The sequence below is a fragment of the Acidovorax sp. GW821-FHT09B03 genome (assembly GCF_059418305.1).
The window spans coordinates 492,636-505,874 of the sequence record NZ_JBWKPP010000002.1 but is presented as its reverse complement, the minus strand read 5'-3'; the positions used below and the strand labels follow the sequence as shown (position 1 = coordinate 505,874).

The 13,239-nt window shown below is 68.4% G+C and carries 10 protein-coding genes; 4 read left to right on the top strand and 6 right to left on the bottom strand.

What is annotated here, in order from left to right:
- Window positions 1–2: 2 nt before the first annotated feature.
- Genes AC07PA_RS05650 through AC07PA_RS05640 form a run of 3 tightly spaced genes read left to right on the top strand, consistent with a single transcriptional unit; the run spans window position 3 to window position 4,856 of the window.
- Entirely contained in the window at window positions 3–2,597 is a 2,595-nt protein-coding gene (locus tag AC07PA_RS05650; RefSeq protein ID WP_494609258.1) for an FtsX-like permease family protein, read from the top strand.
- A 41-nt stretch (window positions 2,598–2,638) separates the two neighbouring features.
- Window positions 2,639–3,721 (top strand): PLP-dependent cysteine synthase family protein, encoded by a 1,083-nt coding sequence (locus AC07PA_RS05645; RefSeq protein WP_494609257.1) that lies wholly within the window; start codon window positions 2,639–2,641, stop codon window positions 3,719–3,721.
- Window positions 3,722–3,731: 10 nt separating this feature from the next.
- Window positions 3,732–4,856 (top strand): lipocalin-like domain-containing protein, encoded by a 1,125-nt coding sequence (locus AC07PA_RS05640; protein WP_494609256.1) that lies wholly within the window; start codon window positions 3,732–3,734, stop codon window positions 4,854–4,856.
- Window positions 4,857–5,657: 801 nt separating this feature from the next.
- Here the strand turns inward: AC07PA_RS05640 and AC07PA_RS05635 are convergent.
- The 5 genes from AC07PA_RS05635 to AC07PA_RS05615 form a co-directional block, all read right to left on the bottom strand.
- On the bottom strand, window positions 5,658–6,656 hold the full coding sequence (locus tag AC07PA_RS05635) for a branched-chain amino acid ABC transporter permease (protein WP_007857595.1): 999 nt from the start codon (window positions 6,654–6,656) through the stop codon (window positions 5,658–5,660).
- A 15-nt stretch (window positions 6,657–6,671) separates the two neighbouring features.
- On the bottom strand, window positions 6,672–7,556 hold the full coding sequence (locus AC07PA_RS05630; RefSeq protein WP_007857594.1) for a branched-chain amino acid ABC transporter permease: 885 nt from the start codon (window positions 7,554–7,556) through the stop codon (window positions 6,672–6,674).
- A 53-nt stretch (window positions 7,557–7,609) separates the two neighbouring features.
- Window positions 7,610–8,806, bottom strand: coding sequence for an ABC transporter substrate-binding protein (locus tag AC07PA_RS05625; protein WP_007857593.1), 1,197 nt, complete (start codon window positions 8,804–8,806; stop codon window positions 7,610–7,612).
- Window positions 8,807–8,879: 73 nt separating this feature from the next.
- Window positions 8,880–9,611, bottom strand: coding sequence for an ABC transporter ATP-binding protein (locus AC07PA_RS05620; RefSeq protein ID WP_494604715.1), 732 nt, complete (start codon window positions 9,609–9,611; stop codon window positions 8,880–8,882).
- A gap of 169 nt (window positions 9,612–9,780) precedes the next feature.
- Entirely contained in the window at window positions 9,781–10,551 is a 771-nt protein-coding gene (locus AC07PA_RS05615; protein ID WP_007857591.1) for an ABC transporter ATP-binding protein, read from the bottom strand.
- A gap of 384 nt (window positions 10,552–10,935) precedes the next feature.
- Between AC07PA_RS05615 and AC07PA_RS05610 the strand changes: the two genes are divergently transcribed.
- Complete coding sequence (locus tag AC07PA_RS05610) at window positions 10,936–12,750, top strand: ABC transporter transmembrane domain-containing protein (protein WP_494604713.1); 1,815 nt, start codon at window positions 10,936–10,938, stop codon at window positions 12,748–12,750.
- A gap of 84 nt (window positions 12,751–12,834) precedes the next feature.
- Here the strand turns inward: AC07PA_RS05610 and AC07PA_RS05605 are convergent, their stop codons facing one another.
- Window positions 12,835–13,239 (bottom strand): DUF6220 domain-containing protein, encoded by a 405-nt coding sequence (locus tag AC07PA_RS05605; protein ID WP_494604711.1) that lies wholly within the window; start codon window positions 13,237–13,239, stop codon window positions 12,835–12,837.

Below are 13,239 nucleotides of genomic sequence, written 5' to 3'. Positions count from 1 at the left end.
CCATGCTTGCCCTGCTGCGCACCTTCTCCTGGCAGGACCTGCGCCACCACCCATGGCGCAGCCTGGCGGCCGTGGTCGCCGTGATGCTGGGCGTGGCGCTGGCCTTTGCGGTGCACGTGATCAATGCCTCGGCACTCGATGAGTTCTCGCAGGCGGTGCGTGCCGTCAATGGCCAGCCCGACCTGGAGCTGCGCGCCATGCAGGGCCACCTGGACGAAGCCTGGTACGGGCGCATGGCCACGCACCCACAGGTGACACGGGCCAGCCCGGTGCTGGAGCTGTCGGCCGTGGCAGCGCCCGCCGGGGCCTCGGGGGCCCAGGCCGCGCGCGTGCCACTGCGCGTGCTGGGGGCCGATGCCCTGCTGTTGCCCGGCATGGCCCCGGCCCTCATGCCGCGCCCCTGGGCCCGCGCAGACCGCCTTGCGCTGTTTGCGCCGGACACCGTGTTCCTCAACCCCTCGGCGCTGCAGGCGCTGGGCCTGTCCACCGCACCGTCCGGCGCGGCCGGCACATCCCTGCCGCAGATCACGCTGCACACCGGCCAGCAGCGCCTGGCCGTGCGCGTGGCGGGCACCGTGGGCGCGGGCGGTGCGCCGCTGGCGGTGATGGACATCGGTGCCGCGCAGGACCTGTTCGGCCGCGGCGGCCAGTTGAGCCGCATCGATCTGCAGCTGCAGGCCGGTACCGACCGCACGGCCTTCGCGCAGGGGCTGCGCGCCCTGCCCGGCTGGCCGGCCCAGGCCCTGCTGGCCGAGCCCGGCGACGCGGCGCAGCGCATCAGCAACCTGTCGCGCGCCTACCGCGTCAACCTCACGGTGCTGGCGCTGGTGGCGCTGTTCACAGGGGCCTTCCTGGTGTTTTCGGTGCTGGCGCTCAGCGTGGCCCAGCGCGGGCCGCAGTTCGCGTTGCTGGCCGTGCTCGGTGCCACGCCGCGCCAGCGCCTGGCCCTGGTACTGGCCGAATCGGCGGCGCTGGGCGTGCTGGGCAGCGTGGCAGGCATCGCGCTGGGCACGGGCCTGGCTGCGGCGGCACTGCGCCTGCTGGGCGGCGACCTGGGTGGCGGTTACTTCGCGGGCGTGCAGCCGGCGTTGCAGTGGAGCGCGCCGGCCGCAGCCATCTATGGCGCGCTGGGCATTGCCGCCGCATTGACCGGTGGCTGGTGGCCGGCGCGCGCAGCGCAGAGCCTGCCACCCGCGCAAACCCTCAAGGGCCTGGGCGGCGCCAGCGCCCGGGCCGACCGGGGCAGCGTGGGCCTGGCCCTGGTGCTGGCAGGCGTGGCGCTGTCTTTCGCTCCGCCCTTGGGCGGCATTCCGCTGGCGGCCTACGGCGCCATTGCGCTGCTGCTCGTGGGCGGCATCGCCTTGCTGCCCCGCGGCATGGCGGCGCTACTGGCGCGGCTGCAGCCGCTGGCCGCGAAGCACGCCCTGCCCCTGCTGGCGCTGGAGCGCGCGCGCCGCATGCGCGGCAGCGCCGCGATTGCCGTGGGCGGTGTGGTGGCCAGCCTGAGCCTGGCCGTGGCACTGACGGTGATGGTCTCGAGCTTTCGCGGCTCGGTCGCACAGTGGCTCGACGGGGTGCTGCCCTCGCCGCTGTATGTGCGCTCGGCCCTGGGCGGGGCGGGCAGCGAAGCGGCCCTGCTGCCCGCCGGCTTTGCCGAGGCCGTGGCACAGCTGCCGGGCATGGCGCGCGTGCAGCCGCTGCGCGCCAGCCCCCTGCAGCTCGACCCCTCGCGCCCTGCGCTCATGCTCATCAGCCGCCCGCTGGGTGCCGACCCGGCACGCCAGCTGCCGCTGGTGGGCACGGCCCTGCCGGTGCCTGCGGGCAGCATGGGCATCTACATCAGCGAGGCCGTGGTGGACCTCTATGGCCTGGCTCCGGGCATGCAGTGGGATGGGCTGTCGCGGGCCTTCAGCACCAAGGTGGATGCACCGCGCTTCTTCATCGCCGGGGTCTGGCGCGACTACGCGCGCCAGTCGGGCGCGGTGGCGCTGGACCGGGCGGACTACCTGCGTCTCACGGGCGATGCGCGCACCAGCGACCTGGCCCTGTGGCCGCGGGAAGGGGCCGACCTGGCGGCCTTGCAGCAAGCCATCCGTGACCTGGCAGCGACCGGTGGCACCGGCACGCTGCCCCTGGAATTCATGTCCGCCAGCGCGATCCGCGAGCGCTCGCTGCACATCTTCGACCGCAGCTTTGCCGTCACCTACTGGCTGCAGGCCGTGGCCATCGGCATCGGCCTGTTCGGCGTGGCCGCGAGCTTCAGCGCCCAGGTGCTGGCGCGGCGCAAGGAGTTCGGGCTGCTGGCACACCTGGGCCTCACGCGCCGCCAGATCCTGGCCGTGGTGGCCGCCGAGGGCGCGGCCTGGACCGGGGTGGGCGCGGTCGCGGGCCTGCTGCTGGGCCTGGCCGTGTCGGTGGTGCTGGTGCATGTGGTGAACCCGCAGAGCTTTCACTGGACCATGGACCTGCGCATCCCGCCCTGGCGGCTGGCGGCGCTGTGCGCGGCCGTAGTGGTCTCGGGCACGGTGACGGCCTGGCTCGCCGGGCGGGCCGCTGCCGGGCGCGATGCGGTGATGGCCGTGAAGGAAGACTGGTAAGCCCGGTGGGGCGGCCGCAGGCACTGCGAGACAATCCCTTCATGACCGCTGCCACCAAGACCCTGCCGCCCGTGCATGCTAGCGCCTGGCTGCACAACGCCATCGCCCGCATCGAAGCCGACTACCAGCGCAGTGCCGACACGCACCTGATCCCGCTGCGCCTGCCCGCGTATGGCGCGCACGGCATCGACCTGTACCTCAAGGACGAGTCCACCCACCCGACGGGCAGCCTCAAGCACCGGCTGGCGCGCTCGCTGTTCCTGTATGCGCTGTGCAATGGCTGGATCAGCGAGGGCTCGACCGTGGTCGAATCGTCGAGCGGCTCCACCGCCGTGAGCGAGGCCTATTTCGCACGCCTGCTGGGCCTGCCCTTCGTGGCCGTGATGCCACGCAGCACCTCGCCCGAGAAGATCGCGCAGATCGAGTTCCACGGCGGGCGCTGCCACCTCGTGGACAGCGCAGGCCAGGTGTACGAAGAGGCCCGCGCCATCGCCGAGCAGGCGGGTGGCCACTACATGGACCAGTTCACCTATGCCGAGCGCGCCACCGACTGGCGCGGCAACAACAACATCGCCGAGAGCATGTTCACCCAGATGGCGCGCGAGCCCCACCCCGTGCCGCGCTGGATCGTGGTGGGGGCAGGCACGGGCGGCACCAGTGCCACCATCGGCCGCTACCTGCGCTACCAGCAGCACACCACCGAGGTCTGCGTGGCCGACCCGGCGGGCTCGGTGTTCAGCGCCTACCACCGCACGCGCGATGCCACGCTGACCGCACCCGGCTCGCGCATCGAGGGCATCGGCCGCCCGCGCGTGGAGCCGAGCTTCATCCGCACCCTGGTGGACCGCATGCAGGAAGTGGCCGACGTGGAGTCGGTGGCCGCCATGCAGGCGCTGTCGCAGCTGCTCGGACGCCGCGTGGGGCCTTCCACTGGTACCAACTTCGTGGCCATGCTCACGCTGGCCAGAGAAATGCGCGAGCGCGGGGAGCAGGGCTCCATCCTCTCGCTGCTGTGCGACGCAGGCGAGCGCTACCTGCCCACGTACTTCGACGCCGATTGGGTGGCCCGGAGTTTCGGCGACTGCACCGAGGCACAGCGCAAGGTACAGGCGCTGATGGACTGAGGCAGGCCGCATGCCGCCGTACCCAATGCTCTTTGGCATACCTCCCGCACCCTCGCGCCGCAAGGCACTCGTATTGGGCCTGGCCGGTGCCCTGGGTAGCGCGTGGAGCGGCCGCACCCAGGCACTGCCTGCCCGCACCCTGGCCTTCCCCCGCGACCACGGCAGCCACCCCGAGCAGCGCACCGAGTGGTGGTACATCACCGGTCATGCGCAGGCGGGCGGCCGCGAATGGGGCTTCCAGGTCACGTTCTTCCGCTCGCGCGTGGACGCCGCACAAGGCATCCAGTCGGCCTTTGCCGCAAAGCACCTGTTGTTCGCGCATGCCGCCCTCACCGATCTGAAGGGCCAGCGCCTGCACCACGACCAGCGCATCGCCCGCGCAGGCTTCGGCGTGGCCCAGGCGAGTGAATCCGACACAGCCATCCGACTGCAGGACTGGAGCCTGGTGCGCAGCGACCTGCCGGGTGGCGGGGGCGGCCGCTACACCGCGCGCATAGAGGGCGAGCACTTCGGCCTGCAGTTGCAATTCAACGCCACCCAGCCCGTGCTGCTGCAGGGCCGCGAAGGCCTGTCGCGCAAGGGCCCCGAGAGCACCCAGGCCAGCTACTACTACAGCCAGCCGCAGTTGGCCGTGGGCGGCACCATCGTGCTCGATGGCAAGCGCATGGCCATCGACCCGGGCAGTGGCCACGCCTGGATGGACCACGAGTGGAGCGAGGCGCTGCTGCACCCCGAGGCGCAGGGGTGGGACTGGATCGGGATGAACCTGCTGGATGACAGTGCGCTCACAGCGTTCCGGTTGCGGCGCGCGGATGGGTCTGCGCTGTGGGCCGGTGGGTCGTTCCGCGCTCCTGGGCAGGCGCCCCGCGTGTTCGATGCGGCCGAGGTGGTGTTCTCGGCTGAGCGGTGGTGGACGAGTCCTGTGAGCGGGGCGCGGTATCCGGTGCAGTGGCGGGTGCAGACGCCTGTGGGGGTGTTCCTGGTGCGCAGTCTGCTGGACAACCAGGAGCTCGATAGCAGTGCGTCTACGGGGGCTATCTACTGGGAGGGGTTGTCGGAGTTGGTGCGGGAGGGGGTGGTGGTGGGGAAGGGGTATCTGGAGATGACGGGGTATGCGAGGCCTTTGAAGTTGTAGTTGGTGGTTGGTGGTTGGTGGTTGGTGGTTACAGCATGCCTTGGCTATGTGCGGGAGCCGGGGTGTGCGCCCGGCGGCGCACCCACCTTCTTTTGCGTCGCCAAAAGAAGGTGGGCCAAGAAAAGGCGCCCCCCAGTCTGCGTCCCCCGTTCGCCCTGTCGGGCGAACGGGGGCAGCCTGCGATGCTCGGATCTGGGGTGGTGCCGCAGAACTCGCTGCGTTCTTCGAACTTCGCTTAAACAGCTGCGGCAAGTCAGTTCACGAAGCGTGTGTGTCCTTCGGCACACACGCCCACCCCAGCTCCTGCGCTTCTCGGCGCAGCCAGCAGGGGTGGGGAGCGGGTACCACTCGGCTGCTGCTGCGCAGCTGCGCCTGGGGTCTGTTCGCGCTGCGCGCTGCCGACGCGTGGGCTCGATCGCCCTGGCGAGCCGAGCGCAGCGAAGGACCACAGGCCGAGCGAAGCAATGGCCCGAGTGGAGCCCGTTTTCACCCCCTTCTGACCGTGCCGAGAAGCGCAGGGCCTGGGGTGAGCGCGTGCCGAAGGACACGCGCATCGTGAACTGACTCACCGCGGTTGTCCGAGGGGAGTTCACCCGCAGGGGGAACGCAGCGAGTTCCGCGGTGCACCCCAGGACCGAGCATCGCAGGCTGCCCCCTCGTACGCAGTGCGAGGGGGACACGGGCAGCGGGGTCGCCTTTCTTTTGGGTACTTTTCTTTGGCGAAGCAAAGAACAAGTACCTCGGCCGCCGGGCCGAGACCCGGCCTCCGCCCTCAACAAAGGCATGGGGGCAATAAGAACCTCAGTGCCGCGAACCTGATGCCCGACGGCTGGCCAGCCAAGCAATGATTTCCCCCATGATCCCGCGCCGGAACAACAACACACAGATCACGAAGATCAACCCCGTGACCATGGTGACCGACTCACCCAGCGTCTTGAACCATTCCACGCTGGTCAGAGCAGCCAGCAGGTTACCGAACTCGCCAATCTTGTTCTCCAGCATCACCACCACAGCCGACCCGATCAGTGGCCCGGACAGCGTCCCGAGCCCGCCCACGAGGGTCATCAGGATCACCTGCCCCGAAGCCGTCCAGTGCACGTCGGACAAGGTGGCAAAACCCAGCACCAAGGTCTTGAGCGAGCCCGCCAGCCCGGCCAGTGCGGCCGAGAGAACAAAAGCCAGCAGCTTGAAGCGGTGCGTGTCGTAACCCAGGGAGATGGCGCGCGGCTCGTTCTCCTTGATGCCCTTGAGCACCTGCCCGAACGGAGAGTGGATGGTGCGCACGATGACCAGGAAGGCCAGCACCACGATGACCAGCGCCACGTAGTACATCACCAGGTCGCTCTGCAGGCTGATGACGCCGAACAACTTGCCGCGGGGCACGCCCTGCAGGCCGTCCTCGCCACCGGTGAACGGGGCCTGCAGGCAGGCGAAGAACAGCATCTGCGCCAGGGCCAGCGTGATCATCGAGAAATAGATGCCCTGGCGGCGGATGGCCAGCCAGCCGAACAGCAGGCCCAGCAAGGCGCCGCCGGCCGTGCCGAGCAGCAGGCCCACTTCGGGCGTGAGACCCCAGACCTTGATGGCATGGCCGGCCACGTAGGCGGCGCCACCCAGGAAGGCCGCGTGGCCGAAGGACAGCAGGCCGGTGAAACCAAGCAGCAGGTTGAACGCGGAAGCGAACAGTGCAAAGCACATGAGCTTCATCACGAAGACAGGGTAGGCGCCCAGAAAAGGCGCGGCGATCAGGCCCAGCAGCAGCAGGCCGTAGCCGATGGGGGCGAGGTTCTTGAGATTCATGCGAGCGGCCCCTGCTTACTTTTCTTTGCCGAACAGGCCGGCGGGGCGGATGAGGAGAACGATGACCATGATGACGAACACCACGGTGGAAGAAGCCTCGGGGTAGAACACCTTGGTGAAGCCTTCGATGACGCCCAGACCCAGGCCGGTGAGGATGGAGCCCATGATGGAGCCCATGCCGCCGATCACCACCACGGCAAAGACCACGATGATGAGGTTCTGCCCCATCAGCGGCGTGACCTGGTAGACCGGCGCGGCGAGCACGCCGGCAAATGCGGCAAGGGCTGCGCCGAAGGCGTAGGTCAGGGTCACCATCACCGGCACGTTGATGCCGAAGGCTTCCACCAGGCGGGGGTTCTCGGTGCCGGCGCGCAGGTAGGCGCCGAGCTTGGTCTTCTCGATCACGTACCAGGTGGCCAGGCAGACCACGACCGAAGCCACCACGACCCAGGCGCGGTAGTTGGGCATGATCATGAAGCCGAGGTTGGTCGCGCCCTCGAGCAGCTCGGGCGTGTCATAGCCCAGGCCCGACACGCCATAGATGGAGCGGAACACCCCTTCGATCAGCAGTGTGAGGCCCAGCGTGAGCAGCAGCCCGTACAGGTGGTCGAGCTTGTAGATCCAGCGCAGCAGCAAGCGCTCGATCACCACCCCGAACACCCCCACCACCAGCGGCGCCAGCACCAGCATCCACCAGTAGCCGAGGCCCAGGTAGTTCATGGCCATCCAGGTGATCAATGCCCCCGTCATGAACAGCGCACCATGCGCAAAGTTGATGACGTTGAGCAGGCCGAAGATCACGGCCAGCCCCAGGCTGAGGATTGCATAAAAGGATCCGTTGACCAGTCCGAGAAGGAGCTGGCTCAACAGGCCTGGCAATGAGACACCAAAGATTTCCATGGGCGAGAGCGGCAGGAGGTGCGAAGGGGGTTCGGGTCAGGTCGAGAAAAGGCTTATTTCCAGAGCGGGCACTTGCTCTCGGCCTTGGTGGTGAACACCGTGTCGCCGGGCAGCTTCTTCACGAGCTTGTAGTAGTCCCAGGGCTTGGTGGACTCCGAAGGCTTCTTCACTTCCATGAGGTACATGTCGTGCACGTAGCGGCCGTCGGCGCGCAGCTGGCCCGAACCGAAGAAGTCGTTCATCTTCATGCCGCGCCAGGTGGTCATGACCTTGTCGGCATCGATGCTCTTGGCGGCTTCCACGGCCTTGAGGTAGTTCATGGTGGCCGAGTAGTCGGCGGCCTGGATTTCGGTGGGCATGCGCTTGGCCTTCTCGAAGAAGCGGGCCGAGAACTTGCGCGTCTCGTCGTTCAGGTCCCAGTACCAGCTGGTGGTGAACTGCAGGCCTTCGGTGTTGCGCAGGCCCAGGCTGTGCACGTCGCTGATGAAGATCAGCAGGCCGGCGAGCTTCATGGTCTTGCCGATGCCGAATTCCTTGGCAGCCTTGATGGCGTTGATGGTGTCGCCGCCGGCGTTGGCCAGGCCCAGGATCTGGGCCTTGGAGTTCTGTGCCTGCAGCAGGAAGGACGAGAAGTCCGACGCATTGAGCGGGTGGCGCACGGCGCCCACCACGTTGCCGCCCTTGGCCTTGACCACGGTGGTGGTGTCGGCTTCGAGTGCATGGCCGAAGGCATAGTCGGCGGTCAGGAAGTACCAGCTCTTGCCACCGGTATCGACGATGGCCGAGCCCGTGCCCTTGGCCAGCGCCACGGTGTCATAGGCGTAGTGCACGGTGTAGGGCGAGCACTGTTCGTTGGTCAGCGCCGAGCTGGCCGCGCCGTTGTTGATGTACACGCGCTTCTTCTCGGATGCCACCTTGGCCGTGGCCAGGGCGGTGCCGGAGTTGGTGCCGCCGAAGATCATCGTCAGGCCCTGCGTGTCGATCCACTCGCGCGCCTTGGAGGCGGCGATGTCGGCCTTGTTCTGGTGGTCGGCGCTGAGCAGCTCGATGGGCATGCCCAGCACCTTGCCGCCGAAGTCGTCGATGGCCATCTGGATGGCCAGCGCGCCGTTCTTGCCTTCCACGTCGGCGTACAGGCTGGACATGTCGGTGATGAAACCGATCTTGACCTTGTCCTGCGCGTGCGCGGCCGACGTCGCAAGACCGGCGGCGCCGAGCATCAGGGCCAGCACTTTGAGTTGGTTCTTCATGGTTTGTCTCCTGTAGGTGTGGTGGTGGTGAAGAATCGGGGGTAGGGTCTTCGCAAGGGGGCTGGGGGTCGGGTCAGACGCCCAGCAGCTCGGTGAGCACCGGCATCTTGGCTTCGAGCTCGGCGGCGCCGAACTTCTCGACGATGCGGCCATGCTCCATGACGTAGAAGCGGTCGGCCAGCGGCGCGGCAAAGCGGAAGTTCTGCTCCACCATGACCACCGTGTAGCCCTTCTCGCGCAGCATGGTGATCATGCGCGCCAGGGCCTGCACGATCACGGGCGCCAGGCCTTCGGAAATTTCGTCGAGCAGCAGCAGCTTGGCACCCGTGCGCAGGATGCGGGCCACGGCCAGCATCTGCTGCTCGCCGCCGGACAGGCGCGTGCCCTGGCTGTTCCTGCGCTCGGCCAGGTTCGGGAACATGGCATAGATCTCCTGCACCGACATGCCGGGCGTGCCGGTCTTGAGCGCCGGGGGCAGGAGCAGGTTTTCCTCGCACGAGAGGCTGGAGAAGATGCCGCGCTCTTCGGGGCAGTAGCCCACGCCCAAGTGGGCGATGCGGTGCGTGGCCATGGCTACGGTTTCCACGCCGTTGATCTTCACCGAACCCTTGCGCGCGCCCGTGAGGCCCATGATGGCGCGCATGGTGGTGGTGCGGCCGGCGCCGTTGCGGCCCAGCAGGGTGACGACCTCGCCGGGCTGCACGACGATGTCCACGCCGTGCAGCACATGCGATTCGCCGTACCAGGCTTCGAGGCCCTTGATTTCCAGCGCAGGCACGCCGTTATTGATTGGGGAATTTGCCATCTCAGTTATCCATTGCGCTACGCGCCACCTGCAGCCCACGAAACCGGCACGCACCAGGCCAGTGCCCCCGCGCAAGGGCCGCCCCGCCGCGCTGGGGGCGTCCCCCTCCCGAATCGCGCAGCGAGTCGAGAGAGGGGGAAGGCGCGAAGCGACTCAGGGGGAGCTTCATTCAATGGGCTCCCTGGAGTTGGCCGTCGGTGGTGCCCATGTAGGCTTCCATCACTTGCGGGTTGTTCGATACCTCGGCATACGGGCCTTCGGCCAGCACGGCGCCGCGCTGCAGCACGGTGATGCGGTCGGCGATGGTGGAGACCACCTTCATGTTGTGCTCCACCATGAGGATGGTGCGGCCGGCCGAGACCTTCTTGATGAGCTGGGTGACTCGGTCCACGTCCTCGTGGCCCATGCCCTGGGTGGGCTCGTCGAGCAGCATGAGCTCGGGCTCCATGGCCAGCGTGGTGGCGATCTCCAGCGCGCGCTTCCTGCCATAGGGCAGGTTCACGGTGACTTCGTCGGCGACGTCGGCCAGGCCGACCTCGGTCAGCAGCTGCATGGCCCGGTCGTCGAGCTGGTGCAGGCTGCGTTCGCTGCGCCAGAAGTGGAACGAGGTACCGAGCTTGCGCTGCAGGCCCAGGCGCACGTTCTCCATCAGCGTGAGGTGCGGGAACACGGCCGAGATCTGGAACGAGCGGATCACGCCGCGGCGCGCGATCTGTGCGGGCTGCTCGCGCGTGATGTCATGGCCGTTGAAGCGGATGACGCCCGACGTGGGTTCCAGGAACTTGGTCAGCAGGTTGAAGCATGTGGTCTTGCCTGCACCATTGGGGCCGATCAGCGCATGGATGGAACCCCGGCGCACGGCCAGGTTCACATCGCTGACTGCGGTGAAGCCCTTGAACTCTTTGGTCAGGCTGGTGGTTTCGAGGATGACGTCGCTCATTGCGCCTTGGCTGCTCCGTGGTGTGCGGTGTGGGAGAGCCTTGCGGCAAGGTCTCCATGCATACTTATTTGTTGTTGCAACGCATCGTATGCGGGTGGGCCCCTGCGCAGATACTGGGACTAATGCCTATGTATAAACGCCTAGGTGACAGTGCGGTGCTGCGTGCGGCGCTCCGAGGGCATGCTCGTATACCCGGATGCTTCCTCTGAAACAGGGCGCGGTGGCCCGCTGTGCGGCCCTCTTGGCCATTGCCAGCGCCAAGCCCTCAGGCTGACTTTTTACTGACTGGTGAACACGCCGTCTGCACAGGCAGCGGCATGTATCCACCTGTATGGAGCCGCCGGCCCACCTCCCGCGTGCAAGCCGCCGCCCTACACTGGGCGCATGGCATCCTCCCCCTCCTCCCCTGCGCGCGGGGCACCGCGCTCCCTGACCGGCCTGCTGCCTTTCCTGCGTCCGTACAGCGGGCGCATCGCCCTGTCCGGCCTGTTCCTGGTGCTCGCGGCGCTGGCCACGCTGGCGTTCCCCATCGCACTGCGCACGCTGGTCGATGGCGGCCTGGTCGACGCCGACAGGGGCGAGCAGACCATGGCGCTGCGCGACCATTTCGAAGCCCTGTTCGCCGTGGCGATTGCGCTCGGTGTGTTCTCGGCCGGGCGCTTCTACATGGTGAGCTGGCTGGGCGAGCGTGTGACGGCCGACCTGCGCAATGCGGTGTACGGCCATGTGCTGCAGCAAAGCCCGCAGTTCTTCGAGACCACCCAGACCGGCGAGGTGCTCTCGCGCCTGACGGCGGACACGACCCTGGTGCAGACGGTGGTGGGCTCGTCCCTGTCCATGGGGCTGCGCAATGCGGTCATGGGCATCGGCGCGCTGGCCATGCTGGTGTGGACCAATCCCTACGTGATGTCCTGGGTGCTGCTGGCCATCGTGCTGGTGGTGGTGCCCACGATGTGGATCGGGCGGCGCGTGCGGCGCCTTTCGCGTGACAGCCAGGACCGCGTGGCCGACTCGAGCGCCATCGCGGCCGAGGTGCTCAACGCCATCCCCGTGGTGCAGAGCTACACCGCCGAGCCGCGCGAGGCGCAGCGCTTCTCGCAGGCCACCGAGAACGCCTTCCACGTGGCCGTGCGGCGCACCCTGTCGCGCGCGGTGCTGGTGGCCTTCATCATCATCGCCAATGCGGCCCTGCTGCTGTGGGGCCTGTACCAGGGCACGCAGGCCGTGCTGGCCGGCAAGATGACGGCCGGGCACCTGGGGCAGACCGTCGTCTACGTGATCCTGCTGGCAGGCTCCGTGGCCGTGCTCGGCGAGGTGTATGGCGACCTGCTGCGCGCGGCCGGTGCCACCGAGCGCTTGATGGAGCTGCTCGGCAGCCGCTCGCCGGTGGCCGAGCCGGCTGCGCCCCTGGCCTTGCCCGGCACCGGCAAGGGCCTGACCGTGGCCTTCGACCAGGTGGACTTCCACTACCCCTCGCGCCCCGACCAGCCGGCGCTGCAGGACTTCAACCTGCAGCTGGCCGCAGGCGAGACCGTGGCCCTGGTGGGTGCCAGCGGCGCGGGCAAGACCACGGTGTTCCAACTGCTGCAGCGCTTCTACGACGTGGATGCCGCGGGCGACGGCGCTCTGCGGGGTGCCATCCGCCTGAACGGCATGGACATCCGCGCCCTGCCCCTGACCGAGCTGCGCTCGCATGTCGGCGTGGTGCCGCAGGATGCGGTGATCTTCTCCTCATCGGCGATGGAGAACATCCGCTATGGCCGGCCCGGTGCGACGGACGATGAGGTGATGGCCGCCGCGCGCTCGGCCTTTGCGCACGACTTCCTGACGGCGCTGCCCGAGGGCTACGACACCTTCCTCGGGGAACGTGGCGTGCGCCTGTCCGGCGGCCAGCGCCAGCGCATCGCGATTGCCCGCGCCATGCTCAAGAACCCGCCCCTGCTGCTGCTCGACGAGGCCACCAGCGCGCTCGACGCAGAGAGCGAGCGCATGGTGCAGGCGGCCCTGGACACTGCCATGCAGCGCCACACGGGCCAGCGCACCACCCTCGTGATCGCCCACCGCCTGGCCACCGTGCAGAACGCCGACCGCATCGTGGTGCTGGAGCATGGCCGCATCGTGGAGCAAGGCACGCATGCCGACCTGCTGGCGGCCGATGGCATCTACGCGCGGCTGGCGGCGCTGCAGTTCACGGCATAGACCCTGCGTTCCCGGCCATGCCGGGGCATTCCAGATCCCGGACCCGGTTCCTGACCGCCTCTGGATCAGGGCTTGTCGACCGCCCTACCGTGAGGCGGTCGACAAGCCATCGCGGGTCACCCGGGTGCGCAGCACCAGCCAGAAGCTCGCGCACAGCACCAGGGCTGCATTGCCCACATGCGCGGCACGCAGTGCCAGCATTTCGGGCCGCTCGGAGAGCACCGCCAGCAGCACCTGGGCCAGGTACAGCACGAGCAGGCCCCACACCCCTGGCCGCAGGTGGGCAAACCCCTGCCCTTGCCTGCTGTGCACCAGCATCGCCACCACCGGCAGCAGCACGCTGGAACCGACCGCGCCATGCGCCGCCCACACCGCGGGGCTGGCGTACAGGGCCGCCCCGGCCAGGGCGAACTGGGCCAGGACCAGCCCCAGCGCCAGCCTTGCGCTCCAGGCCATGGCCGGCGTGCCGGCGGTTGGTGCAGGATGCAT

Excerpts from the sequence above, each read along its gene's own strand:
- AC07PA_RS05650 (WP_494609258.1), top strand. The coding sequence starts at position 3 with ATGCTTGCCCTGCTGCGCACCTTCTCCTGGCAGGACCTGCGCCACCAC.
- AC07PA_RS05645 (WP_494609257.1), top strand. The coding sequence starts at position 2,639 with ATGACCGCTGCCACCAAGACCCTGCCGCCCGTGCATGCTAGCGCCTGG.
- AC07PA_RS05640 (WP_494609256.1), top strand. The coding sequence starts at position 3,732 with ATGCCGCCGTACCCAATGCTCTTTGGCATACCTCCCGCACCCTCGCGC.
- AC07PA_RS05635 (WP_007857595.1), bottom strand. The coding sequence starts at position 6,656 with ATGAATCTCAAGAACCTCGCCCCCATCGGCTACGGCCTGCTGCTGCTG.
- AC07PA_RS05630 (WP_007857594.1), bottom strand. The coding sequence starts at position 7,556 with ATGGAAATCTTTGGTGTCTCATTGCCAGGCCTGTTGAGCCAGCTCCTT.
- AC07PA_RS05625 (WP_007857593.1), bottom strand. The coding sequence starts at position 8,806 with ATGAAGAACCAACTCAAAGTGCTGGCCCTGATGCTCGGCGCCGCCGGT.
- AC07PA_RS05620 (WP_494604715.1), bottom strand. The coding sequence starts at position 9,611 with ATGGCAAATTCCCCAATCAATAACGGCGTGCCTGCGCTGGAAATCAAG.
- AC07PA_RS05615 (WP_007857591.1), bottom strand. The coding sequence starts at position 10,551 with ATGAGCGACGTCATCCTCGAAACCACCAGCCTGACCAAAGAGTTCAAG.
- AC07PA_RS05610 (WP_494604713.1), top strand. The coding sequence starts at position 10,936 with ATGGCATCCTCCCCCTCCTCCCCTGCGCGCGGGGCACCGCGCTCCCTG.
- AC07PA_RS05605 (WP_494604711.1), bottom strand. The coding sequence starts at position 13,239 with ATGCATCCTGCACCAACCGCCGGCACGCCGGCCATGGCCTGGAGCGCA.